The following is a 22968-nucleotide window of genomic DNA, read 5'->3' as shown; positions in this document are numbered from 1 at the left end:
AGCAGGTACGGGGAGGGAGCGGGCGTGAAAAAACAGCGGAGCGGGCGACTTTCCCTGCGCGAATGGCTCTGGCGGATGTTCCGCCAGCCGCCGCGCGGGTTTTACGGTCAGCCGTCGGTCTACCGCAGCGGCGACCGGATGGAGATCGAGCAGTTCCGGCGCATCCTGACCTACGATGAAGAAAAGCTCTGTCTGGAATTCCGGCGGGGGCGGTTCACGGTCTACGGAGACGAACTGCACATCGAAACGCTGGCCGCGCACCGCATCACTTTGCGGGGGTGCGTTCTGCGCACCGAATTTGACGGCGACGGTGGGCATTAGGAGGAAGAGACGATGGATGTACGGCTGCTCTGGGCGGGGGTGTGGTTCACAGCGCAAAACGGCGATGCCGAAAGCCTGCTCTCCGAAGCGGCGCGGGCGGGCCTGCATCTCTCAGCGGTCTCCCCTGCACCCGGCGGCTTTTCGGGCCGGTGCGCGGCCTGGCAGTACCGAAACCTTGCGGCACTGGCCCGAAAGCGGCGGGTACGGCTGCGCATTCAGACCCGCACCGGGCTGTACTTCCGGCTGCGGCCCTTTCTGCGGCGGCGCGGGCTGTGGGTGGGTGTTTTACTGTTCGTTCCCCTGCTGGTCTGGTCACAGGATCTTGTCTGGGCCGTGGATGCAGGCAGCCTGACCACCGGGCAGCGAGCGCGGGCTGAGGCGATCCTGCGGGAGCAGGTGCAGCTGATGCCCGGAAGTGCTGTCACGCAGGAAAAACTGACCGCAGGCGAATACGCTCTTTTGCAGAGCGGCGAGTTTTCCTGGGCGAGCCTGAACTTTCTGGACGGGCGGCTCGTGGTGGAAGCAGCTGCCGCAAAGCCGGTGCCCGACATCGCCGCCGGGAAGGCAGACGGCGTCTTTGCCAAAGCGGCCGGAACGGTGGTCCGCACCAACCTTGTCAGCGGGACGATGCTTGCTGCACCGGGACAGGCTGTGGAGGCCGGGCAATTGCTCATTGGCACCTCCCGCACCGAGCGGGACGGAACGTTGATCTATGAGCCTGCCGCCGGTGCGGTCTTTGCGCAATTGGAGTGGGAGCATACGCAGGAGGAACCGCTGAACATTACTGCAAAACGGCTGACAGGAAAGCACTTTTCAAAACGGGTGATCTCAATAAATGGGCAGCGCATTTCACTTCCGTCATGGAAGCCTTTTTCAGAAGAAACTGCACTTGTGACGACACGGCATATCCAACCGGATATTCTTGGGTTTGGCCTTCCCTTTTCGGTAGAAGAGACAACGTATTCCGAACAAACAGAGCAGGAAATTCCATACACCGAAGAGCAGGCGCTCGCGCTTGCGAAACTGCACAGTTTGCAGGCGCTTTTCCACGCCTATCCGGACGCCGCGTTTGTGGCACAAAAAGAGGACGTTTCCATCGAAAACAACATTCTCTATTACCGGGTCGTTTATACCATCGTTGCCAATATCTGCGCAGAGTAAACGGCGGCAGAGAGCGAGAAACTCTCTGCCGCTGTTTCATACTATTTTAATTTTTCCAACGCATCCGTCTGTTGCTGCGCTGCCGCTTTATGATACCACACATTTGCAATTTCCAAATCTTTTGGAACAATGATTCCATTTTCATAGAACCACCCCAGATTGAATTGTGCATCGCGGTCACCATGCTGCGCGGCACGTTCCGTCCAATAAAATGCCTGTGTGAGATTTTTTTGAACCCCATAACCTTCCAGATAGAAATATCCCACTTGACATTCCGCCAGAGGATATCCCTTTTCTGCAAGTTTCAAATGTCCTGCAAAACACAATTCATATCGCTTTGTGTTCCAATACTGTTCAATCAACGCATTACATTCGTCAAGTTCTTTACAAGGAGCATAGTAATCAGACACTTTCATTTTCCTCAGTCGGCACGGGCGTTTTGTGCTTATCTACAGCCTTTTGGACCAGCTCGTTCAGGTCGAACTGATACTTGGTGTGGCAGAAGTGGCAGACGACCTCGCAGTTGGGGTCCTCGTCACGGAGTTTTTCCAGTTCCTTTTTGCCGAGGCTGAGCAGCATCTCTTCGGTGCGCTCGTGGCTGCAATCGCACTGGTATGCGACATCCCGCTCGTCGAGGACGTTGGGTTCAAAGCCCTTCAGGGCCAGCTGCATCATATCCTCCGGCGTCTTGCCCGCGCGGAGCATTTCAGTGACGGAGGGCATGGCGGCAATGTTCTGTTCCAGCTGGGTGATCTCGGCATCGGTGGCACCGGGCAGCAGCTGGATGAGATAGCCGCCTGCGCAGGCGATGGTCAGGTCTTTATCGACCAGAACGCCCAGTGCACAGACGGTGGGCACCTGCTCACTGTAAGCATAGTAGCTGGTCAGGTCTTCGGCGATCTCACCGGAGACAAGAGGTACTTGACCGACGGTCGGTTCTTTTTGCAGGCGGTTATCCCGGATGACGGTCAGCACACCGTCCATGCCGACGGCACCGCCGACATCCAGATGGCCGTTTTCCTTGAGCGGAAGCTCCACCAGCGGGTTGTCGATGCAGCCCTTCACGTTGCCGGTGCCATCGGTGCAGGCGATGAGGACGCCCGCCGGGCCGCTGCCCGAAACGCGCAGGGTGATGGTGTCCCGGTCATCCTTGAGCATGGAGCCCATCAGGGCGGCCCCCGTCAGCAGACGGCCAAGGGCGGCGCTGCAGGTCGCACTGGTCTTGTGGAGCTGCTCGGCCTTGCGGACGATCGCGGTAGAGTCCACACCGCAGAAGACGACACCACCGTTTTCCGACAGGCCGCGGATCAGATTCGACATATTATTGTTCCTCCAATTGAGTATACTGCTTGACAGCGCAGAAGAAATAGCGTTCGCTTTCCTCGGTCAGCTGCCCGAACGTCTCGCCGTCACAGACGCTTTCCAGCACAAAGCCGTGCCGCTCCAGCGCCGCACGGATGGCAGCGAGGTCGTAAGTGTATTCGTAGAACTGCTCGTGGAAATGCTCCCCGGTCTCCCGGTAGTCGATGTCCACGGTGATCTCCACCCGGCGGTCCTCGGCGCTGTAATGGTTGCGCCAGACACAGCTTGCGTCCTCTTCCTCAAAGGTGAAGGCGTTCTCCCCCAGCACCTGCTGGTGCTTGTACGGGGTGTTCATATCAAAAAGGAAGACGCCACCCTCTTCCATAAAGAACCCGGCGTTGGCAATGGCCGTGTCGAGGTCCGGGATATGGTTGAAGGTATCGAAGGTGGACACAGCACCCCGGATGGTGCCGTAGAGGTCGAGCTTGAGCAGGTCCTGCTGCAACAGCAGCAGCCTGCCCGAAAGGCCCAGCTGTTCGGCTTTGTCCCGCACGACGCAGAGCATCTCCTCCGACTGGTCGATGCCGATCATATCATAGCCCGCCTGGGTCAGCATCAGGGTCAACTCACCCGTGCCGCAGCCCAGGTCTGCCAGGATGCCGTCTGCGATACCGTGGGCGGTCAGCTCCTTGTGGATATGGGCATAGAGGGCATCGTAGTCGGCTTCCCCGTTGAATTCATCGTAGAAGTAGGCAAATTCATTGTAAGCCATGGCGTTACTCCGCATCCTCTTCGGCGACGGCCTCGTTCAGAACGGCCTGCAGCTCCGGGATGCCGTAGCCATTTTCGCCGCTGGTCAGCACGACCTTCCGGCAGCCGTAGGGCAGGCAGAGCGTTTCGAACTCCGCCTGCGTCTTGGCCAGCTGGCTCTTTTTGAGCTTGTCTGCCTTGGTCAGCGCCACGATGAACGGGATCTCATGGTAGTGCAGATACTTCAGCATCTGCAGATCGTCTGCACTGGGGGCGTGGCGGCAGTCGATGAGCTGCACCAGCAGGGTGTGGTGGCGGGGTGCCTCGAAGTAGCTGTTGATGAGGTCGTCCCAGCGCTCGCGGTCGGCGTTGCTGACCTTGGCATAGCCATAGCCGGGCAGGTCCACAAAATAGCAGTCGTCCACCGAATAGAAATTGATGGTGGCCGTTTTGCCCGGTGTGCTGGACACACGGGCCAGGTTTTTGCGGTTGCACAGCTTGTTGATGAGGCTGGACTTGCCCACGTTGGAGCGGCCGGAGAAGCTCAGCTCCGGGCGGTCACTGTCCGGCAGCTGGCTGGAAATGCCATAGCTGGCGATAAAATCCGCTTTGTTGTAGTTCATAGCTGCACTCCTTTTTCAGCAGACGGCACCCGGCTTGGGCTGCTCGGTCGTCTGCGGGATGGCTGCAGCGTCCGCAGGCTTCTTGGCTTTTTTGCCGGGGTGCGAGTGGCGGGCGGAAACGGTCTTGGGTTTGAGCAGCGCGGCGTTGAGCACCTGCGCCAGGTTGGACATGGGCAGGAACTGGATGTTCTTCTTGACCTCGTCGTCCACCTCGTACAGGTCGGAGACATTGTCCTTCGGGATGAGGACGGTCTTCATCCCCTCGCGGTATGCGGCCATGCTCTTCTCGCGCAGGCCGCCGATGGGCAGCACATTGCCGTGCAGGGTGATCTCGCCGGTCATGGCGACATCGCCGCGCACCGGAATGCCGGACAGGCAGGACACCAGCGCCGTGGTCAGGGTGACACCGGCAGAGGGGCCGTCCTTGGGCACGGCCCCTTCGGGGGCGTGGATGTGCAGGTCACACTTCTTCAGCCGCTCCGGGTCGATGCCGTATTCATTGGCGTGGACGCGGACGTAGGTCACGGCCAGCTGCGCGCTCTCCTTCATCACGTCGCCGAGCGAACCGGTGACGGTGATCTTGCCGCTGCCGTTGTCCATGACCTGCACCTCAATGGGCAGGGTCTCGCCGCCGATGCTAGTCCAGGCCAGACCGTTGGCGATGCCGATGGCGTTGGTGCGGTTGAGGAAATCGGGCTTGACCATTTTGGGGCCCAGAAGCTCTTCCAGATTGGAGCCGGTCACGGAGAAGCTCTCCACCTCACCGGATGCGATCTTGCGGGCGCATTTGCGCAGCACACTGGTGATGGTGCGTTCCAGATTGCGGACGCCGGCCTCGCGGACATAGCCGTCGATGATGCCGTACAGAGCGCTCTGAGAGAAGGTGACTTTGCCGGCCAGACCGCAGGCCTTGAGCTGCTTGGGCACCAGATGCTTGCGGGCGATGTTGTACTTTTCCACGCGGGTATAGCTGGGCAGCTCGATGACGTCCATCCGGTCGCGCAGCGGGCCGGGGATGGCACTCAGGTCATTGGCCGTGGTGATAAAGAGCACATGGCTCAGATCGAACGGCATGTCGATGAAGTGATCGTTGAAGGTGGCGTTCTGCTCCGGGTCCAGAGCTTCGAGCAGAGCGGCCGCAGGGTCGCCCCGGAAATCGCCTGCCAGCTTGTCGATCTCGTCGAGGAGCATCAAGGGGTTGGAGCTTTTTGCGGTGATCATCGCGCTGATGATCTTGCCGGGCATGGCACCGATATAGGTGCGGCGGTGGCCGCGGATCTCGGCCTCATCCCGCACACCGCCCAGGCTCAGGCGGACATACTTGCGGCCCAGGCTCTCGGCGATGGAACGCGCGATGCTGGTCTTGCCGACACCCGGAGGGCCGACCAGGCAGATAATCTGACCCTTGACGTCCGGGGCCAGCTTGCGGACCGCCAGCACTTCGAGGATGCGGTCTTTGACCTTTTTCAGGCCGTAGTGGTCGCGGTCCAGGATGTGCTGTGCCTTGGCGATGTCGAGGTCGTCCTCAGTGAAGGTGTTCCATGGCAGTTCCAGGCAGGTATCCAGATAGGTGCGGATGACCGTCCCCTCCTGGTTGCTGCTCTGCATTTTGGCCAGACGGTCCACTTCCTTGAGGAGCTTCTTCTCCCGCTCGGCGTCGAGGTGCAGGGCCGTGATCTTGCGGCGGTATTCCTCGGCTTCGGCGGTGGTGTCATCGTCCTCGCCCAGTTCCTCGCTGATCATGTGCATCTGCTCGTGCAGGTAGTAGTCGCGCTGATTCTTGTCCATGGCTTCATCGACCTTCTGCGCGATCTCCTTGTCGATCTCCAGCATCCGGCGCTCGCGGTGCATCCGCTCCACGAGCAGGCGCAGACGGCCCAGAAGCGTTCCCTCTTCCAGCACGGCCTGCTTATCCTCAAAGCGGAACAGGAGGTTGGCCGGGATATACTCGCAGAGAAACGCCGGGTCGTTGTTGGAGTTGACCGCGAACACCACATCCTTGCCGATGCGGGGGTTCAGGCTCAGCAGCTCGTCAAAGCTCTTCTTCACGTTGCGGAGCAGCGCGTCGGCCTCGGCCTCCTCGTCGGGCTTGACGGGGCGCACCGGCGTGGGGCGGACCGAAGCCAGCAGGAAGCTGCCGTCGGTGTCCATCTCGGTGAGCCGGGCGCGGTATTTGCCCTCCACCAGGATGCGGACGAGGTCGTCCGACACCCGCATGACTTGCTTGATCTCGGCCACGACGCCGTAATTGTACAGGCCGTCGGCACCGGGGTCGTCGGCCTTCATATCCTTTTGTGCGATCAGGAAAACGTTGGAGTGATTGCTGACCGCCCACTCCACAGCGGCAATGCTCTTTTCGCGGCCCACCTCAAAATGAAGCAGGTTGTTGGGAAAGACGACAAGCCCCCGCAGAGCGATGGCGGGCAGATGGAGGATGTTCCGCTCCACCCGGACCGTGACTTTTTCAGACATATGCAAAACCTCTTATTTTTCTTTTATATTGTAGCCCAGGCGGCCCAGAGCCGGCAGCAGCGCCCGGAGCGTGATGGACGTCAGTGCGCCCATCACGAGGCCGAGCACCAGCATCACCGGCGCATAATAGAGGGAGACCGCCGAGGATAAGATCACACTGGCACCCAGAAGCTGACCGATGTTGTGGAACAGCGCACCGCATACCGAGAGGATGTACCAGGTGGGACGCACCGGTGCGTGGTAATACAGCAGCCACATCACCAGCAGCGAGAGCAGACCGCCGCACAGCGAGAGGAACCCCGCCGTCCAGCCGGAGACCAGAAAGACGAACAGCGCTTTCAGGAGATCCAGCACGAGCGCCTGCTTCGGCCCCATAAAGAACAATGCGTACATCACCACAATATTCGCCAGCCCCAGCTTCATGCCCGGCAAAAGGCCGGGAAGCACCAGTGTGCCCTCAACGAATGAGAGCGCCATGGCCAGCGCAAACAGCAGCCCTGAAAGGGCGATGCTGTGGGTCTTGGAATCGTTGCGGCGGTGGTTCGGCATGAAACGGCCTCCTTCGGGTGATCATTCTTCGGTGCTGCTCTGCTCGTACTGCTCCTGTTCCTCCATGGCCTTTTCCCAGGCGGCGAACAGTTCTTCCTGATGGAAGCGCAGATCGGCAAGCTCATCGCTTTTTTCCCGCAGCAGCTGCGGGTCGTTATAGACTTCCGGCGAGTTGATCTCGTTGTCAAGCTCGACTTCGCGGGCACCGCAGGCTTCCATCTCGTCCTCACAGGCCTTGATCTTAGCCCGCAGCTCGGCGCGGCGGCGGCGCTGCTCCTTGCCGTAACCGGCCCTGGCAGGCTCGGAGGCTTTGGCCGGCTGCGCGGCGGCGGGCGCGCTGCGGCCCATCAGGGCATCGTAGCTGGGGTAGAGCGTCGCCTTGCCGTCCTCCAGATAGAGGATGGGGCATCCGAGGCTGTTCATCAGGTGCCGGTCGTGGGTGACCATGAGCAGCGTCCCGGTATAGGCCATCAGCGCCTCGGTCAGGTTCTCGCGGGTGTAGATATCCAGATGGTTCGTCGGCTCGTCCAGGAAGAGCAGGTTCGGGCGTTCCAGCACGATCTCGGCAAAGCGCAGGCGGGCCAGCTCGCCGCCGGATAGCGCCTCGCAGGGTTTGAAGACCGTCTCGCCCCGGAAGCCCAGCTTGGCCAGATGGCTGCGGACTTCCAGCTCCGTCATCCGGGGGTATTTGTTCCAGATGACGTCTATGACCCTGCCCTGCCCCAGGCGGTTCTGCTGCTGGGCAAAGATGCTGGGCCGGGCACCGGTACCCAGCCGGACCATGCCGCCGGAGGGGCGGCGCTTGCCGTCCAGCACCTGCATCAGGGTCGATTTGCCGGCACCGTTGGGGCCTGCGATGACGAGCCGCTGCCCGCGGCAGACTGTGTAGGTGAAAGGCTCCAGCAGGGTGCGCTCCCCGATGCGGATGGTCAGATTCTTCATCAGCACCAGCTCGTTCCACGGCTCCACGTCGTATTCAAAGCGGAATTTGAGCTGGTTCGTCTCATCTTTTGGGGCCTCGGTGATCTCCAGCTTTTCCAGCTGTTTGCGGCGGCTCTGGGCCATTTTGGTCGTGGAAGCGCGGACCAGATTGCGGTCCACGTAGTCCTGCAATTTTTCGGCCAGTGCCACATCGGCGTCGTGCTGCTTCTGGCGCAGGGCATCGGCGGCTTCCTTCTGGGGCAGATAGGCCGAGAAATTGCCCTTGTAGGTCGTCATGGTCTGGAACGAAACTTCCCAGATCTTCGTACAGACGTTATCGAGGAAGTAGCGGTCATGGCTGACGACGAGGACCGCTCCGGAATAGCCCTTGAGGTAGGTTTCCAGCCATTCCATCGTCGCAAAATCGAGGTGGTTGGTGGGCTCGTCCAGAATGAGGACGTCCGGCTTTTGCAGCAGCAGCTTTGCCAGCCGCAGGCGGGTCAGCTCGCCGCCGGACAGGACTGCGATGTTCTTGGTCCAGGTATCCTGTGCGAAACCCATGCCGGACAACACCTTTTTGATGTTGACGTCCATATTATATCCATCGGCTGCGTCGATGATGTTCTGCAGTGCATCGTGCTGCTCCAGCAGAGAGGCATCCTCCGGCGAAGCCGCCATCCGGCGCTCCAGGATCTGCATCTGTGCCATGGCATCCAGCACATGGGCGAAGCAGGAGCGCATCTCGCCGTAGATATCCAGCGTGGGGTCCAGCTTCGCGTTCTGTTCCAGATACCCAAGGGTGACGCCATGGGTCACACTGAACTCGCCCTCATAGTCGGTATATTCCCCGGTCAGGATCTTCAGAAGGGTGGTCTTGCCTGCACCGTTCTGGCCCACGATGCCGATGCGGTCCTCCCGCTCGACGCTGGCCGTGACATCATGCAGGACGATCTTCTCGCCGAAGCTCTTGCCCAGTTTTTCCAAATGTATCAGCATTGTTGTTCATCCAATCTTTTTGTTCCCACTTGCCGCACAGCGCAGGAGCTTAGAGCTGATGGCGGCGGTTCTTCAGCCCGACATTGGCCAGCTCTTCTGGCTCCATGACCAGCTGATACAGCTCTTCGAGATTCGAGATCTCGTAGGTCGGGCAGACCTTGCCCGGATTTTCAGCGTGGTTCGGGTTGTACCAGCAGGTATCCAGCCCGGCGTTGATGCCGCCCTGGATGTCGCTGGTGAGGCTGTCGCCCACCATCAGGACACGCTCGCGGTTCTCCACCCCCAGCGAACGGAGCGCCGTGTCAAAGATCTTGCGGTTCGGCTTTTCGCTGTCGAGTTTCTCGGAGACAAAGACCTCCTCGACGAACTCCTTCAGGCCGGACTCGGCCACACGGCGGGACTGCACCCGGTCGAAGCCGTTTGTCACAACGGCCAGCGTTGCCACCTCGGCCAGCTCCTTCATCACGTCCAGCACATTGGGCGCGGCGAGGTCCGGGTGGGTGGAGAGCTGGTCGAGATAATATTGATTCATCTCGGCACCGCTGCCTGCGGCATTCACGGCCTTCAGGAAGCGGGTGAAGCGCTCCGCCATCAGCTTGTCGCGGCGGATCTGGCCTTTTTCCAGCTGACGCCACAGCTCCCCATTGATGGTGCGGTAGGTCTGCACCGTCTCCGCATCCGGCTCGATGCCGTAGTTGCGGAGCGTATCGGCCAGCGCCTTGCTTTCGGCTGCATCAAAATCCAGCAGCGTATTGTCTGCATCGAACAGGATGCAATAGTATTTTGCCATGGTTCAGTTTCCCCTCTCTTGTTGCATGTTCCGGGGAGCTTGTCCTCCCCAGCCGGAGCCGGTCGCTTCCGGATCGCCGGATTTGCCGGATCGTAAGAACAGCGAGAAGCCAGCCCCGCCCCGGCAGAGCTGGCTTCGCCTTATTCTTCGACTATTTCATACGTTTCATCGTCGGTTTGTTCCGGGGTGTTATCTTCGCAGCGGGAAGCGGCGGAACAGGGTGTTTCCGGGCATTTGGGCATCTCGGATTCCAAAACGCCATTGTCCACATTCTCCCAGTCCATCTCGTACCAGTCCACACTGCCGTCGGTCACATCTTCCTCACCGGGAAGCCCCGGAACACGGATCTCCTCATAGAACATCCACTCACGCTCCCTTCGGAACAGCCTATGCAGCGAAGTGGAAAAGTGTCAGCGGCTTGCTGCGGCCTCGGTGTTCGCTGCGCTCGTCTCGCTGGAAGCGGACAGATCGTTCTCAGCCTTGCTTTCCGAAACTTCGGTCTTCGATTCGCTGTGGGAAGAAGCGCTTTCCTCTTTGGACTCACTCTTTGATTCGCTCTTCGACTCACTCTGAGAAGCGCTGGCCGACTCTGCCTTGGACTCGGCTTTCGACTCGCTCGTGGACGCCGATGCACTGGAAGCAGAGCTGGAGGAGTGCTCCGAACTGCTGCCGGAGGTGCTGTGGGACGAACTGGAGCTGCCGGAAGAGGCGGCTTCTTCTTTGGACGAAGCGGAAGAACCGGATGTACTGCCGGAGGAGGCTCCGGACGAAGACGAGCCGCCCGAACTCGAAGAGCTGGAAGACGAACTGCTGCTCGACGTGCTCGAACTGGACGATTCGCTGTTGACGGTCAAGGTCAGCGTGTTGCTCTTCACGGTGCAGTCGTTGTAGGTGACGACGGCGTAGATCTTATAGCTGCCGACGGCCACGGAGGAGACCGGAACGGTCACGGTCGTATGGCCTGCAGCGGCCTTGACCTCTTCGCCGTTGGCGTACCAGCGGAGATTGTCGCTGTTGGCATACTTGCCGCCGAGCTTTGCTTTGAAGATATAGGAGCTGCCGAACAGGCCCTTGCCCTCGTTGGAGATCTCGACGGACACTGCGGCAAACACGGCCGTGACGTCAATGTTCTGCTGGAACTTGTCGTCGGTGCGGGTGCGGGTGGTGACACCGTCGCTCCACTTGACGAAAACATAGCCCTCGGCGGGAACTGCCGTCACGCTGATGGTCTGGGACGCATCGGTCACGGTGTAGCTCAGGGAGGTCTTGTCGGACTCACCGCCGGAGGTCAGCGTACCGCCGCCCTTCTTTTCGACCCGATAGTGCGCTTCATAGTGAACAGGCTCAGCGGTGGAACTGCTGGCGCTCTCGCTGGCAGACTCCGAGCTGGGAGCCTGGACCGCAGAACTGGGGTTGGAAACATACTCCAGTGTGCGGGTCGGGATGTTGGCGGTATCCGGACGGCGGTCATCGGTGGTGTAGGCGTGGGTGCGCAGATAGCTCAGCGCTGCCTTGAGGCCCGCACTCTTCAGGTGGATGTCGCCGTTTGTGTAGTAGTCCGGCTTGCCGTAGCCATCCTCCCCCTTGAGGATCTCGGCGGTGTTCAGAAACTTGAGGCCCAGCTGCTCGCACAGATTGAGCAGTGCCATGTTCATATCGTCGATCCTGGCCTGATCCATGTGAGGGTAGGTCGAGTGATCCGCCGGGATGGGTGGGATGGTGTTGACGATGATATCGGTATAGGGATAGCTGGCCTGGATGGCCTGGACCAGAGCGGTATAATTCGCGATAAAGTCGGCCACTTCCATGCCGTTGTCGTTGGTGCCGAGGGTGATGACCACGCGGCGGGGCTTCATCATGGCGACAGCCTGGGCAATGGGATAGGCATTGCTGTCCTTCTTAAAGGTGACGATGCCCTCGTTCAGGGCCACCTGTGTGCCGATGCCCTCCTTGGCGCAGAACTGCTGCAGGGAGATCAGGCCGTTGTTGTACAGGCGCACCGTGTTGGAGTCGCCGATGAAGAGGGTCTCGTCCTGGTAGGACTGCCCCGCATCGGCCGTTTCTGCCAGCAGAGAAGCCGATGAATTGTCGATCTGATAGTGCTCTGCCAGATCTTCGCCGTCCGCGGGCGTTTCCGAGGAGACGGAGTCTGCATCGGGTACATTCGGGGCGTCCACTTTGCCCCGCCTGAGCAGGGTCAGAGTGATGCCGATGGTCAGCAGCGCCGCCAGCGCACACACAACGCAGACCAGAACAGCCTGCCGCTGCAAAGGAGTCATAGATTGCTTGTCCGATTGTGTCCTACGATTCATAATGATTCACCATTTTTATTCTCAATCAGCGGTCCGGCCAGGCGTTCACAAGGGCGTCCGCGAGGGCGGCGCAGCTCTCGGCCAGAAAGACCGGGTGGAACGGTTCCAGCTCATCCCGGCTGCCATAGCCGTACAGCGCACCGGCAGCGTCCAGACCGCAGTCTGCCGCACCGCGCATATCGTCGTTGCGGTCCCCGACCATCAGGACCCGTTTGCCCTTGACGCAGGGCTGCTCCAGCACATAGCGGACGACCTCGGTCTTGGTATCGCGGCTCTCGTCCATGGAGGCACCGCCGATGAAATCGAAGTATGGGGCAAGGCCCTGCTCCTTGAGAATGGGCGTCACCACCTGAGTGGGCTTGGAGGTCGCCGTGCAGAGTACAAAGCCCGCTTCCTTCAGGCGGTGGAGCATCTCTGCCGCACCGGGGAACACGCGGCACTCGTGGCTGCCCTTGACGGCATAGCTGGCACGGTAAAGCCTAGCGGCTTCCTCGACCTTGGCCGGGTCGGTGAAGTGCTCTGCGAACGTCTTGCGCAGCGGCGGGCCGAGGTAGCGGCGCAGGTTCACACCGGTGATATCTACGTTCATTTTGCGGAAGACCTCTTCCAGTGTATTCAGGATGCCGGGTGCGGAATCAATGAGCGTTCCGTCCACGTCGAATAAGATCACGTCATAGTGCTGCAAGGTTCATTTCCTCTCTTTCACACATATACAGTGTATAGTATAGCACAGTTTTCTGTATTCAGCAATTCCGCACAAAACGTTTTTTCATCTTTTGGCTAGATTGTTCATAGAATAGCCACAAACACAAAAAGCCTGCCCGGCAAAGTGCGGGCAGGCAGGGGCAACCGCCGGTTATTGCGCGGTGGTGGTGTTTTCCGTCGAGGGGTAATAGAGATTGTTGGAGATAAATTCCAGCTTATCTTTGAGTGCCAGTTCCAGATTGGCTACGGCATGGACCATGTTGGTGGCCGAGTCGTTGATCTCCAGCAGCTTGCACAGGTCTACTTCCTCCAAGGCCATCGCGGTCTTCATCTTCTGGCTCTCCGCGCAGAGGATGTGGCTGAGGGCAGACTCCTGCAGCGCAATGCTCTCCAGCAGGTCGATGACGGCCTGGTCGAGGGTGACGCGGGGCAGTGCGGGGCATTCCAGCGTAGGCGTGCAGTTGGTTTCCGTGATCATAAATCGGGTCATCCTTTCTTATATAAGGTATGCCCCATTGTATGTCCGGGCCGCTGCCTGTGTCACTCGGCGGAATCGGCTGCTTCCTTCGCAGAGACTTTTTCGATGACGTCGCGGTAGCCGCCGGAGCCGTACTGGATGCAGCGGTTGATCCGGCTGATGGTGGCCGTGCTGATCTCCACGGCTTTGACGATCTGGTCATAGGTGCTGCCACCCAAAAGCAGCTTGGCCGCTTCCAGGCGCTGCGCCATATCGGAGATCTCCTTTACGGTGCACAGGTCCTCAAAGAAATTGTAGCATTCTTCCCGTGTTTCAAGGCTCAGGATCGCATCGAACAGTGCGTCCGTGGTCGGGTTCTTTCTGGGGTTTTTCTCAGCCATAGCGGCCTCCTTTGCGGCAAGCGCCGGGTATTTGGAAGATTTTATGAGTTTGTATTATCACTTTAGCACACGAAAGCGTGAAAGTCAAGTCTTTTTACAACGTGAGTGATTTTCATATTTCAACGTGCATAGTTTTCTTCTCTTCACACATGAACAAAAATCACCTAAAAATTTTTGCCAGCATTTTTCCCGAATTGGCACATCCTCCTAACTTGCCCAAAATATATTGACAAATTATGAAATCGGGACTAAAGTATACACAATCATTCGGCAAATGCAGTGAACAGGACAAGACCTTTTCCCACACCTGCTCCCAGAGAGCTGTCGGTTTTGGTGTAAGACGGCAGCAAAGAGAGAAAGGTTATCCCCTGCGAGCAGCCGGTGCGAACCGAACAGTAGCACCTGGCCGATCCGCCCCCGTTACAGGGCGTCCCGCTCCGGTGGGGGTTCTCCCGGAGCAGGCAGAAAGTGGCTGCCCTCAAAAGCAGCAAGCGAAGTGGTACCGCGGAGAATTGCAGCCGGGAGACCGGTTGTCAGGCCTTCGTCTTCGGGTGGATGCGGTCTGCATCCAGAACGAAGATGGGGGCTTTTTTCATCCCTTGCCGCCCGGCCGCTTGTGGTTTTTGAGTGCAGCCGTCAGATGGACCCTGGCCGTTTTGCCGTTTGGAAAGAAAGGAAAGAGGTAAAAGAAATGAACACGCTGGTCATCGTTTTGATTGCAGCCGTGTGTCTGTTAGGAGCTTACACCTTCTATGGACGCTGGCTGGCAAACAAGTGGGGCATCGACCCCAAGGCTAAGACCCCCGCAGTCGTCCACGAGGACGGCCGCGACTACGTCCCCACCAACGGCTGGACCGTTTTTGCCCATCAGTTCAGCTCCATCGCAGGTGCCGGCCCTGTCACCGGTGCCATCCAGGCTGCCGCATTCGGCTGGTTGCCCGTTCTGCTGTGGGTCCTGATCGGTGGCATCTTCTTTGGTGCTGTGACCGACTTCGGCGCGCTGTATGCTTCCGTCAAGAACGACGGCAAGTCCATGGGTATGCTGATTGAGAAGTACATCGGCAAGACCGGCCGCAAGCTGTTCCTGCTGTTCTGCTGGCTGTTCTGCGGCATCGTCATCGCAGCGTTTGCTGACATGGTCGCCGGTACCTTCAATGCCTTTGGCACCGACGGTGCTCTGGTCGAGGCCGCACAGACCAACGGTGCTGCCGGCATGGTCTCCATCATGTTCATGGTGTTCGCCGTCGTCTTCGGCCTGATCCAGAAGAAGTTCAACTTCTCCGGCTGGAAGGAGAGCGTCATCAGCATCGTCTTCATCGTTCTGTCTTTCGTGATCGGTGCAAACCTTCCCATCATCCTGGGCAAGGCTGCATGGAGCTACATCACCTTCATCTACATCTTCTTTGCAGCCGTCCTGCCCATGTGGCTGCTGAAGCAGCCCCGTGACCACATGACCACCTTCATGTTCGTGGCCATGATCGTAGGTGCTGTGGTCGGCCTGCTGGTCGCACACCCCACCATGAACCTGCCCGTTTTCACCGGTTTCACCAATGAGAAGCTGGGCACCATGTTCCCCATCCTGTTCGTCACCGTGGCCTGCGGTGCCGTTTCCGGTTTCCACAGCCTGGTCTCTTCCGGCACTTCTTCCAAGACCGTGGAGAACGAAAAGGATATGCTGAAAGTCGGCTATGGTGCCATGATCCTCGAAAGCCTGCTGGCTGTTCTGGCCCTGTGTGTTGCAGGCGCTGCTGCCGCTGCGGACGGCACCCCCGCTGCAGGCACCCCGTTCCAGATCTTCAGCCGCGGCGTTGCCGGTTTCTTTGAGATGTTCGGCATCCCCGCCTACGCTGCTACCGTCTTCATGACCATGTGCGTTTCTGCTCTGGCTCTGACCAGCCTGGATGCCGTTGCACGTATCGGCCGCATGAGCTTCCAGGAGCTGTTCAGCGTCGATGACATGGAGCATGCAGAGGGCTGGCGCAAGCTGTTCTGCAACGTCTACTTCTCCACCTTCATCACGCTGGTGTTCGGCTTCATCCTGACCAAGATCGGCTACGCCAACATCTGGCCGCTGTTCGGTTCCGCCAACCAGCTGCTGAGCGCTCTGGTTCTGGCCACCCTGTGCGTCTTCCTGAAGGTCACCGGCCGCAACAACAAGATGCTCTTCCCCCCGCTGGTCATCATGCTGTGCGTCACCTTCACCGCGCTGGTCCAGCGTCTGATCGCGATGGTCAAGGCCATCAGCGCAGCCGCTTCGGTGGGCATTCCTGCTGGTGAGACCACCTGGGGCGCTGTGTTCATCGCCAACGGCCTGCAGCTGATCCTGGCTGTCCTGCTGATCGTTCTGGGCCTGAACATCGTCTTCCACTCCTTCAAGGCTTACTCCAACGCCGAGCACAACAGCGAAGCAAAGGTCTAAAAACAACTGCGGTTTTCACGATTCGTTCGTAAAAACAGAAAGAGATCCCCGCTGACGTCATCGAACCCGTCAGCGGGGATCTCTGTTTTTCTGCGCTTATAGATGCGCACCTTCCCAGGCCTGCAGCACGGCCAGCTGCGTCTCGGTGTGGAACCAGTGCTCCCCGTCGGCCAGAAGGGTCAGCTGTGCCCCGGTCGCGCGCTTGAAGCGGTCGAGCACAGCATAGGAAGTCAGCTCGTCGGCTTCGCCATAGAGCACCTGCGTGGGGGTGCGCCAGCGGAGCGGATGCTCCCGCACCCAGCAGAGATACGGCCACGAAAGCGTCTCCCCGAAAGTTGTGGGGATCTCCCCTGCCGCCTTCAGCTGCTCTTCGGTCACGTTGGCCTGCTGCATCATCCTGCCGATGAGGTCTTCCATATCCACGATGGGCGAAACGAAGAGCGCGCGGCGCAGTGCTTTCTCCTGTAACGCCAGCATGGAGAACCACGCACCGATGCTCGTGGCCCGCAGCGAAACCTGCCGCCAGTGCACCCTTGCATACTGATCCATAAATTGCAGCTCCGGGGTAACAACCCATGGCAGGAGCCGTTCGGGGCCGTTCTTCCGCTCGCCATGTTCGGGCAGATCGATGGCCAGCACCTGATAACCTGCCGGGCAGGCCTGCTCTGCAAATGCAAGAGCTTCCTCCTTGCTGCCCATTTTTCCGTGGACGTAGAGATACACCTTGTGGGAAGGCTCGCCGATGAGGAGCGCGGGGATGCCCTTCAGGGTAATGCGTTCTGTTTTCATAGCATCTTCACCATCATGATCTCGTCGCGGTAAGTTCCATCCTTGAGCTTGAAGGCATGGGGCATGGTGCCGCAGCGTTCAAAGCCAAACTTTTCATAAAGGTGGATGGCGCGGGGATTATCGCTGTACACACCCAGCTCCAGCTGTTCAAAGCCGTTGGCTTTTGCCTGGGCCACGGCCAACTGCATCAGAAAGCTGCCCAGACCACAGCCCCAGGCTTCTTTCAACACAGAGATCCCCATGACTGCACGATGGCGATACTTGATGTGCGGCCGCACCTGTGCCACACCAAACTCCCCCACCAGCTTTTCTCCGGCAAAAGCACCGACCTCACAATTCAGCGCGCTGGCTTCAGAGCCTGCCAGCCCCTTTTGCATTGCTTCCAGACTCGCTCCATCCTCTGGATAACGCGCCATAAAATGGGTTTCGCGGTAGGTTGCAAGGCGGAATGCGTTGAGCGCTTCGGCGTCGTCTGCGCACAGACTGCGCACCGTCAGCATTTCTCCGTTGGGCAGTTGGAACGCACACGGGACAATCTTCATGGTCAGCACTTCTTTCTGTTTGGAATGGGTCCATCATAACATCTTCGGTCAGGTTTTACAACCCCGGAACGCAAAAAAGGAGCCGCAGCACCCTGTGACAGGCACTGCGGCTCCCATTTTCAGCCTGGAAGCTTGAATTACTTCACCATGCTTGCGACTTCAGCAGCGAAGTCGTCAGCGCGCTTCTCCAGGCCCTCGCCCTTCTGGAAGCGGGTGAACTTGACGATCTTGATGTCGCCGCCCAGGTCCTTAGCGACCTTAGCGGTGTACTGAGCAACAGACAGGTCGCTGTCCTTGACGAACTCCTGATCGACCAGGCAGTTCTCCTTGAAGAACTTCTTGATCTTGCCCTCGATCATCTTCTGCTTGACTGCATCCGGCTTGTTGGCGGTCTTCGGATCGCCAGCCATCTGAGCAAGCATGATCTCCTTCTCCTTGGCCACGACCTCAGCAGGGACAGAAGCCTCGTCCACATAGCTGGGGTTTGCAGCAGCGACCTGCATGGCGATGTCCTTGCCGTAAGCAACGAACTCGTCCTTTGCGTCGATGTCGTTGGTGGTCTCGAAGTTGACCAGGATGCCGTGGGTGCCGCCGCCGTGGACGTAAGCAGAGCAGACGCCCTCGTAACGGACGAAACGACGGACCTTGATGTTCTCCTTGATGACCAGGATCAGGTTCTTCAGAGCCTCGTCCACGGTCTCGCCGGACTCGGTCTTGCAAGCCATCAGAGCCTCAACGTCAGCAGGGTTCTGCTTCATGATGACCTGAGTTGCCTCCTTGACGAAAGCAACGAACTTGTCGTTCTTGGCAACGAAGTCGGTCTCAGCGTTGACTTCGATGACAACACCGACCTTGCACTGCGGGCAGTAATCCGCGTAGACCATGCCCTCAGCAGCGGTACGGCTTGCCTTCTTTGCAGCGGTAGCCAGACCACGCTCACGCAGGATCTCGATTGCCTTCTCGAAGTTGCCGTCAGCCTCGGTCAGAGCCTTCTTGCACTCCATCATGCCGCAGTCGGTCTGCTTGCGCAGCTCCATAACGTCTTTTGCAGTAATAGCCATTTTTATTCTCCCTTACACGTTACTAAACGGGTTTGTTCGGAATACGGAAAAATCAGGCGTTTGCTTCCTCAGCGGGAGCTTCCTGGTTGCCCTGCTTGCCTTCCAGAACAGCGTCGGCCATTGCACCGGCGATCAGCTTGACAGCGCGGATCGCGTCGTCGTTGCCGGGGATCACGTAATCGATCTCATCGGGGTTGCAGTTGGTATCGACGATTGCAACGATGGGGATGTTCAGCTTGCGGGCCTCAGCAACAGCGATGCGCTCCTTGTGAGGATCGACGATGAACATGGCCTTCGGCAGGGTCTTCATGTTCTTGACGCCGCCCAGGTACTTGTCCAGCTTCTCCATCTCCAGCTCCAGCTTTGCCACTTCCTTCTTGGGCAGCAGCTCGAAGGTGCCGTTCTCCTGCATCTTAGCCAGCTGATCCATGCGGTCGATACGCTTGCGGATGGTGCGGAAGTTGGTCAGCATACCGCCCAGCCAGCGAGCATTGACATAGTGCATGCCGCAGCGCAGAGCCTCATCACGGATGGACTCCTGAGCCTGCTTCTTGGTGCCGACGAACAGGATGTCGCCGCCCTCAGCTGCAACTTCCTTCACGTAGTTGTAAGCCTCATCCAGCTTCTTCACGGTCTTCTGCAGATCGATGATATAGATGCCGTTGCGCTCGGTGAAGATATACTTCGCCATCTTGGGGTTCCAGCGACGGGTCTGGTGACCGAAGTGCACACCTGCTTCGAGAAGCTGCTTCATAGAAACGACTGCCATAGTAAAATACCTCCAGATATTGTTTTGCCTCCGCACACCGTGATCAGGGCACCGTATCGGACGGGCCTGACTGCCCTCCACCCGGATGGGCACAAAAGGGCATAGTGATGCGTGTGTAATGCTGAATTATAATAGCACAAAAAGGACGCGGATTCAAGAGCTTTTCGGTGTTTTTTACAAAAAGATTTTGCAGTTTTCTCTTATTTGCCGGTCGGTGCCGCTTCCAGGCCCTCCATCCCCATCCGGCTGAGGGCATAGCCCTTGCCGAACATCAGGTCGTATTGGAGCAGCCAGTGGTTGGCGCTCCACTGCTGCTGCAATGCAGTAGGCTCCTGGGTGGTGGTGCCGTCCCGGTTCATGACGGTGCCGCGGGTGTTCGTGCGGTACGCCACCTGCAGCTGGCGGTTCAGATACTGGAAATAGAGCGGCTGCTTCAGGCCGTAGATGTTCATCATGACCGGCGAAATGTCGTAGGCGGCGATGGTGCCAAGGTCCACAGGCTGCTGCGAATAGTTCGACCACATGAGCAGGGTCGTCTGGTGGAGGCGGGGGTCGGCGCTGGAATCGCTGGCATAGCCGCTCTTGGTGAAGACGTCGTAGTTGGAATCAATGGGGTTGTAATGGTCGCCCCAGAACACGAGGATGACCGGCTCGTCCACCTGAGAGAAGTAGTCGGTCAGGCGGCCCAGCATGGCGTCGGCATCCCGGATGCCGGTGGCAAAATCTTCGAGCGCCCCCAGTGTGCTCCGGCTGATGCCGGACGGAGCGTTCAGCACCTTGACGCGCTGGTCGTCGGGGTAGTTGTCCTTATTATAATTGGTGTGATTCTGCATCGTGACGGCATGGAGGAAGACCGGCGCATCGGACGAGGCCTTCATGCTCTCGTACTGCTGGATGATCTGGTCGGCCATGGAGTCGTCCGTAACAAGGCCGGAGGTCCAGTAGTGCCTGCGCACCTTGTTGACATGGGTCATCTTTTCCAGACTGAGGAAGGTGTCCAGACCCAGATTCGGATAGGCCGTGTCGCGGCTCCAGTATTTGGCCCAGAAGCAGTGGACGGCGGCGGTCTGATAGCCCTGCGTCTTGAGGTAATTCGGCAGAGAGAACATGGGCCGGGTCACATGCTGCTGATAGGGCTTGCTGCCGTTGGGCAGATAGGAGACGGAATAGCCGGTCAGCGCCTCAAACTCCACATCGCAGGTGCCGCCGCCGAAGCTGGGGCTGTAAGCCCGGCCGGAAGCGCTGGTCTCCTGCAGGCGATGGAGGTTGGCGGAAACATCCGTGTCGAACGCAAAGCCATACTGCTCCAGCTCCGAGACATCCCAGTAGGACTCGTCCATCACGTAGATAATGGTGGGGCTCTGTTCGGTCTCCCCGGCTGGCGTGACCGCCCCATAAGACGCCGGGTAGAGCGGTGCCGTCTGGTAGTTCCCGGCTGCGGCGGTGTCGTCCAAAATCTCGTTCACGGCATCTTCCGAGTAGTCGTCCGGTTTCGAGATCTCCAGATTGGTGAGGTTGGTCAGAAAACTGGTGGTGACACCGTAGTAGCGATAATAGCGGTCCTGCATCCAGGCGTCGGGCAGAATGCCGATGGCCTGGGTGACTGCGGGCTGCAGGAAGACACCGAAAAGCAGGCCGCAGACGGCCGCAGCGCTGGCCGCAGCGCCCAACACGCGGGGCTTCCAGTTCAGCTTTTTCCGCCCGCGGTAGAGGAAGAAACTGGCCACGAGCAGCAGCAGAATGATAACGATGGAGACCACCATGCTGGTCTGGATATGGATCCCGGCAGCGGAAGCAACGCCCGCCGCTTCCGAGACCTGCGCCAGATCCCACGGGAGAAACGGCTCACCGCGCAGCTGCAGCGTGTAGAAATCCACCGCCGCCGGGACACAGCCGAGAATGGCCGCGATCAGGGTCGCCAGCGGCGCGAACCGGGTCAGCCAGTCCACCATCAGCCAGATGAGGAAAAGCAGCACCCACGCCAGAAGATAGGCTTCGGCGTGGGGAAAAATGTATTGGGTCAGAGTGTCCACGGTCAGACTGCCGCGGGCGATCCACTCCGTGAGCACCACAAGCACCAGCGTGACGACCGGCGGGAAAGCCAGCCGCAGCGTATGGAGCCAGGCCGGAGTGCGGGATGCGCGTTTATTCATACAAGAACCGTTCCTTTCACTTCCTGAGCGCCCCCATGGGGCGATGATCTTTGAGTTTGCGAGCACAAATCATGGCCCACGGTTCCCTATTATAATCCTGTTTTCTGTAAAATCAAACCCCAATTCCAGAAAAACAGATGAAAAACTTTCATCCATCCAACCAGCGGCGCAGCTTTTGCCAGAACGAAGCACTTTTTTGCTCCGGCAAAGGCAGTTCTGTGCGCACCAGAACGGCATCCAGCCCGATCTTGTCGATCTCCTCCCAGGGGATGGTCAGCGTCTCGTCCCGCCCCAGCAGCCCGAACAGATGCGGCCGGCCCAGCAAAAGCAGGCTCCGGACCTGCGCGGTCTGCGGGTCAAGTTCCAGATCATCGGCCCTGCCCAGGCAGGCCCCATTGGACAGCTGCACGACCTCTTTGGCGCAAAGCTCCCGGAATGTCATCGGCTCCCCTCCCCGCTGTATGTTCTCTTTTACTGTATGCGGCAGAGCGGCGCTTGATGCAGACCGGTCCCTTGTGTTATACTGAGTGCAGCGACCAATTGGAAAACTCACCCATTCAGATCGAGGTATGTGTCGATGTATAAAAATATCGTGTTTGATTTCGGCGGCGTCATGGTCGATTTTGACCCCAAGGAGTATCTGGTGGACCGTTTCTGCAACGCCGATGTGGAGGAGCAGGTCAGCGCCCTGACCTTTGACAGCGAAGAGTGGAAGCTGCTGGACGCCGGGCTCATCACCCGGTTCGAGGCCAACCAGCGGATGTTGGCCAAAGCCAGAGAACAGGGCTGCGCCTTTGAGGTGCAGGGCGTTCTGGATGACTGGATGCACATCCTGCGCCCCCGCCGCCGGATGCAGGAGCTGGTGCAGAAGCTGAAAGCCCACGGCTACTGCGTTTATTACCTGAGCAATATTCCGGAAGATGTGCTCGACCTGCTGATGAACCGGGACATGAAGGGCCTGTTCGACGGCGGCGTAGCCTCCTGCGAGGTCCACATCAACAAGCCGGACCCCCGCATCTACAAGGCGCTGCTGGAAAAATACCACCTCAAGGCGCAGGAGAGCGTCTTCATCGACGACCGGCTGGACAATGTGCAGGCGGCCTTCCGGCTGGGCTTTGCCGGCATCCAGATGAAGGAGAGCGTCGGCACACTGGTGCGCAGCCTTGCCACCTGCGGCGTGGCCCTGCGCTGAGCCGCACCAAAACACAAACCGCCCGGTTCCATGCTGTTTTCGGCACGGAACCGGGCGGTTTTCTGCGCGTAGAAGTTACTTGGCTTCGTAATTCTGGCAGAAGTGCGGGGTCTCGATCTGCTGGGTGGTGCAGGAGCAGTGCTCCGTCACCTTGATCTGCGGCAGGTCACACTTGCAGCTCTCCACATTGTGGCGGCACTTGCAGACATCGCAGACAACACCGGTATTTTCCATTCGTTCTCACCTCTTTGAATCTGGGATGCTTCTAGGATGCCCCCATTCC

24 protein-coding genes are annotated in these 22968 nt (G+C 59.0%); 4 read left to right on the top strand and 20 right to left on the bottom strand.

Features of this window, described 5'->3' with window-relative positions:
- Positions 1 to 24: 24 nt before the first annotated feature.
- Complete coding sequence (locus DWY95_RS06975; RefSeq protein ID WP_223381333.1) at positions 25 to 321, top strand: YabP/YqfC family sporulation protein; 297 nt, start codon at positions 25 to 27, stop codon at positions 319 to 321.
- A gap of 12 nt (positions 322 to 333) precedes the next feature.
- Positions 334 to 1482 (top strand): sporulation protein YqfD, encoded by a 1149-nt coding sequence (locus DWY95_RS06970; RefSeq protein WP_118552909.1) that lies wholly within the window; start codon positions 334 to 336, stop codon positions 1480 to 1482.
- 41 nt (positions 1483 to 1523) lie between these two features.
- Here DWY95_RS06970 and DWY95_RS06965 read toward each other — a convergent pair whose 3' ends face one another.
- From DWY95_RS06965 to DWY95_RS06905, 13 genes are all read right to left on the bottom strand, one after another.
- On the bottom strand, positions 1524 to 1892 hold the full coding sequence (locus DWY95_RS06965; RefSeq protein ID WP_158577530.1) for a tetratricopeptide repeat protein: 369 nt from the start codon (positions 1890 to 1892) through the stop codon (positions 1524 to 1526).
- Positions 1885 to 2802 carry an Hsp33 family molecular chaperone HslO gene (gene hslO, locus DWY95_RS06960; protein ID WP_118552908.1) on the bottom strand — a complete coding sequence of 306 codons (918 nt, stop codon included), beginning with the start codon at positions 2800 to 2802 and terminating at the stop codon, positions 1885 to 1887. The genes DWY95_RS06965 and hslO overlap by 8 nt, the downstream gene beginning before the upstream one ends.
- A 1-nt stretch (position 2803) precedes the next feature.
- Positions 2804 to 3556, bottom strand: coding sequence for a class I SAM-dependent methyltransferase (locus DWY95_RS06955; RefSeq protein WP_118552907.1), 753 nt, complete (start codon positions 3554 to 3556; stop codon positions 2804 to 2806).
- Between the two features lie 4 nt (positions 3557 to 3560).
- A complete protein-coding gene (gene yihA, locus DWY95_RS06950) occupies positions 3561 to 4157 on the bottom strand; it encodes a ribosome biogenesis GTP-binding protein YihA/YsxC (RefSeq protein WP_097792270.1) in 597 nt (198 codons plus the stop codon).
- Positions 4158 to 4172: 15 nt separating this feature from the next.
- Positions 4173 to 6629, bottom strand: a complete 2457-nt coding sequence (gene lon, locus DWY95_RS06945; protein WP_097792271.1) for an endopeptidase La — start codon at positions 6627 to 6629, stop codon at positions 4173 to 4175.
- Positions 6630 to 6641: 12 nt separating this feature from the next.
- Entirely contained in the window at positions 6642 to 7178 is a 537-nt protein-coding gene (locus DWY95_RS06940) for a Gx transporter family protein (protein WP_097792272.1), read from the bottom strand.
- Positions 7179 to 7199: 21 nt separating this feature from the next.
- On the bottom strand, positions 7200 to 9095 hold the full coding sequence (locus DWY95_RS06935) for an ABC-F family ATP-binding cassette domain-containing protein (RefSeq protein ID WP_118552906.1): 1896 nt from the start codon (positions 9093 to 9095) through the stop codon (positions 7200 to 7202).
- A 49-nt stretch (positions 9096 to 9144) separates the two neighbouring features.
- Complete coding sequence (locus tag DWY95_RS06930) at positions 9145 to 9885, bottom strand: YjjG family noncanonical pyrimidine nucleotidase (RefSeq protein ID WP_118552905.1); 741 nt, start codon at positions 9883 to 9885, stop codon at positions 9145 to 9147.
- 140 nt (positions 9886 to 10025) lie between these two features.
- A complete protein-coding gene (locus DWY95_RS06925) occupies positions 10026 to 10247 on the bottom strand; it encodes a hypothetical protein (RefSeq protein ID WP_118552904.1) in 222 nt (73 codons plus the stop codon).
- A gap of 48 nt (positions 10248 to 10295) precedes the next feature.
- Positions 10296 to 12197 carry an SGNH/GDSL hydrolase family protein gene (locus tag DWY95_RS06920; RefSeq protein WP_243082636.1) on the bottom strand — a complete coding sequence of 634 codons (1902 nt, stop codon included), beginning with the start codon at positions 12195 to 12197 and terminating at the stop codon, positions 10296 to 10298.
- Positions 12198 to 12222: 25 nt separating this feature from the next.
- Positions 12223 to 12882, bottom strand: a complete 660-nt coding sequence (locus DWY95_RS06915) for an HAD-IA family hydrolase (protein WP_118552902.1) — start codon at positions 12880 to 12882, stop codon at positions 12223 to 12225.
- Positions 12883 to 13053: 171 nt separating this feature from the next.
- Entirely contained in the window at positions 13054 to 13380 is a 327-nt protein-coding gene (locus DWY95_RS06910) for a hypothetical protein (RefSeq protein WP_118552901.1), read from the bottom strand.
- A gap of 62 nt (positions 13381 to 13442) precedes the next feature.
- Positions 13443 to 13760 (bottom strand): YerC/YecD family TrpR-related protein, encoded by a 318-nt coding sequence (locus DWY95_RS06905; protein WP_097792279.1) that lies wholly within the window; start codon positions 13758 to 13760, stop codon positions 13443 to 13445.
- A 691-nt stretch (positions 13761 to 14451) separates the two neighbouring features.
- Between DWY95_RS06905 and DWY95_RS06900 the strand changes: the two genes are divergently transcribed.
- Positions 14452 to 16179: a carbon starvation CstA family protein gene (locus DWY95_RS06900; RefSeq protein WP_118552900.1), complete on the top strand. Its 1728-nt coding sequence runs from the start codon at positions 14452 to 14454 to the stop codon at positions 16177 to 16179.
- A gap of 96 nt (positions 16180 to 16275) precedes the next feature.
- On the opposite strand, the gene DWY95_RS06895 is transcribed toward DWY95_RS06900, so the two are convergent.
- The 6 genes from DWY95_RS06895 to DWY95_RS06870 form a co-directional block, all read right to left on the bottom strand.
- Positions 16276 to 16968, bottom strand: a complete 693-nt coding sequence (locus DWY95_RS06895; RefSeq protein ID WP_118552899.1) for an alpha/beta hydrolase — start codon at positions 16966 to 16968, stop codon at positions 16276 to 16278.
- Positions 16965 to 17510: a GNAT family N-acetyltransferase gene (locus DWY95_RS06890; protein ID WP_118552898.1), complete on the bottom strand. Its 546-nt coding sequence runs from the start codon at positions 17508 to 17510 to the stop codon at positions 16965 to 16967. Before DWY95_RS06890 ends, DWY95_RS06895 begins: the two co-directional genes overlap by 4 nt.
- A gap of 137 nt (positions 17511 to 17647) precedes the next feature.
- Complete coding sequence (tsf, locus tag DWY95_RS06885; RefSeq protein ID WP_118552897.1) at positions 17648 to 18571, bottom strand: translation elongation factor Ts; 924 nt, start codon at positions 18569 to 18571, stop codon at positions 17648 to 17650.
- A 52-nt stretch (positions 18572 to 18623) separates the two neighbouring features.
- Positions 18624 to 19340, bottom strand: a complete 717-nt coding sequence (gene rpsB, locus DWY95_RS06880; protein ID WP_097792282.1) for a 30S ribosomal protein S2 — start codon at positions 19338 to 19340, stop codon at positions 18624 to 18626.
- Positions 19341 to 19540: 200 nt separating this feature from the next.
- A complete protein-coding gene (locus DWY95_RS06875) occupies positions 19541 to 21493 on the bottom strand; it encodes an LTA synthase family protein (RefSeq protein ID WP_118552896.1) in 1953 nt (650 codons plus the stop codon).
- Between the two features lie 148 nt (positions 21494 to 21641).
- The gene (locus DWY95_RS06870) at positions 21642 to 21935 is read right to left on the bottom strand and encodes a YlmC/YmxH family sporulation protein (protein WP_097792284.1); all 294 of its coding nucleotides are present in this window, start codon (positions 21933 to 21935) and stop codon (positions 21642 to 21644) included.
- A 135-nt stretch (positions 21936 to 22070) separates the two neighbouring features.
- Between DWY95_RS06870 and DWY95_RS06865 the strand changes: the two genes are divergently transcribed.
- Positions 22071 to 22685, top strand: a complete 615-nt coding sequence (locus tag DWY95_RS06865; protein ID WP_097792285.1) for an HAD family phosphatase — start codon at positions 22071 to 22073, stop codon at positions 22683 to 22685.
- 75 nt (positions 22686 to 22760) lie between these two features.
- On the opposite strand, the gene DWY95_RS06860 is transcribed toward DWY95_RS06865, so the two are convergent.
- Positions 22761 to 22919 carry a DUF1540 domain-containing protein gene (locus tag DWY95_RS06860; protein WP_097792286.1) on the bottom strand — a complete coding sequence of 53 codons (159 nt, stop codon included), beginning with the start codon at positions 22917 to 22919 and terminating at the stop codon, positions 22761 to 22763.
- Positions 22920 to 22968 lie beyond the last annotated feature (49 nt).

It is taken from the genome of Faecalibacterium sp. AF28-13AC, assembly GCF_003478405.1.
GTDB lineage: Bacteria > Bacillota > Clostridia > Oscillospirales > Ruminococcaceae > Faecalibacterium > Faecalibacterium prausnitzii_E.
This window is presented reverse-complemented; position numbering and strand designations above follow the sequence as displayed.

Excerpts from the sequence above, each read along its gene's own strand:
- DWY95_RS06910 (WP_118552901.1), bottom strand. The coding sequence starts at position 13,380 with ATGATCACGGAAACCAACTGCACGCCTACGCTGGAATGCCCCGCACTG.
- DWY95_RS06900 (WP_118552900.1), top strand. The coding sequence starts at position 14,452 with ATGAACACGCTGGTCATCGTTTTGATTGCAGCCGTGTGTCTGTTAGGA.
- lon (WP_097792271.1), bottom strand. The coding sequence starts at position 6,629 with ATGTCTGAAAAAGTCACGGTCCGGGTGGAGCGGAACATCCTCCATCTG.
- tsf (WP_118552897.1), bottom strand. The coding sequence starts at position 18,571 with ATGGCTATTACTGCAAAAGACGTTATGGAGCTGCGCAAGCAGACCGAC.
- yihA (WP_097792270.1), bottom strand. The coding sequence starts at position 4,157 with ATGAACTACAACAAAGCGGATTTTATCGCCAGCTATGGCATTTCCAGC.
- DWY95_RS06895 (WP_118552899.1), bottom strand. The coding sequence starts at position 16,968 with ATGAAAACAGAACGCATTACCCTGAAGGGCATCCCCGCGCTCCTCATC.
- hslO (WP_118552908.1), bottom strand. The coding sequence starts at position 2,802 with ATGTCGAATCTGATCCGCGGCCTGTCGGAAAACGGTGGTGTCGTCTTC.
- DWY95_RS06865 (WP_097792285.1), top strand. The coding sequence starts at position 22,071 with ATGTATAAAAATATCGTGTTTGATTTCGGCGGCGTCATGGTCGATTTT.
- DWY95_RS06940 (WP_097792272.1), bottom strand. The coding sequence starts at position 7,178 with ATGCCGAACCACCGCCGCAACGATTCCAAGACCCACAGCATCGCCCTT.
- DWY95_RS06870 (WP_097792284.1), bottom strand. The coding sequence starts at position 21,935 with ATGACATTCCGGGAGCTTTGCGCCAAAGAGGTCGTGCAGCTGTCCAAT.
- DWY95_RS06920 (WP_243082636.1), bottom strand. The coding sequence starts at position 12,197 with ATGAATCGTAGGACACAATCGGACAAGCAATCTATGACTCCTTTGCAG.
- DWY95_RS06925 (WP_118552904.1), bottom strand. The coding sequence starts at position 10,247 with ATGTTCTATGAGGAGATCCGTGTTCCGGGGCTTCCCGGTGAGGAAGAT.
- DWY95_RS06860 (WP_097792286.1), bottom strand. The coding sequence starts at position 22,919 with ATGGAAAATACCGGTGTTGTCTGCGATGTCTGCAAGTGCCGCCACAAT.
- DWY95_RS06890 (WP_118552898.1), bottom strand. The coding sequence starts at position 17,510 with ATGAAGATTGTCCCGTGTGCGTTCCAACTGCCCAACGGAGAAATGCTG.
- DWY95_RS06955 (WP_118552907.1), bottom strand. The coding sequence starts at position 3,556 with ATGGCTTACAATGAATTTGCCTACTTCTACGATGAATTCAACGGGGAA.
- DWY95_RS06905 (WP_097792279.1), bottom strand. The coding sequence starts at position 13,760 with ATGGCTGAGAAAAACCCCAGAAAGAACCCGACCACGGACGCACTGTTC.
- DWY95_RS06875 (WP_118552896.1), bottom strand. The coding sequence starts at position 21,493 with ATGAATAAACGCGCATCCCGCACTCCGGCCTGGCTCCATACGCTGCGG.
- DWY95_RS06935 (WP_118552906.1), bottom strand. The coding sequence starts at position 9,095 with ATGCTGATACATTTGGAAAAACTGGGCAAGAGCTTCGGCGAGAAGATC.
- DWY95_RS06970 (WP_118552909.1), top strand. The coding sequence starts at position 334 with ATGGATGTACGGCTGCTCTGGGCGGGGGTGTGGTTCACAGCGCAAAAC.
- DWY95_RS06930 (WP_118552905.1), bottom strand. The coding sequence starts at position 9,885 with ATGGCAAAATACTATTGCATCCTGTTCGATGCAGACAATACGCTGCTG.
- rpsB (WP_097792282.1), bottom strand. The coding sequence starts at position 19,340 with ATGGCAGTCGTTTCTATGAAGCAGCTTCTCGAAGCAGGTGTGCACTTC.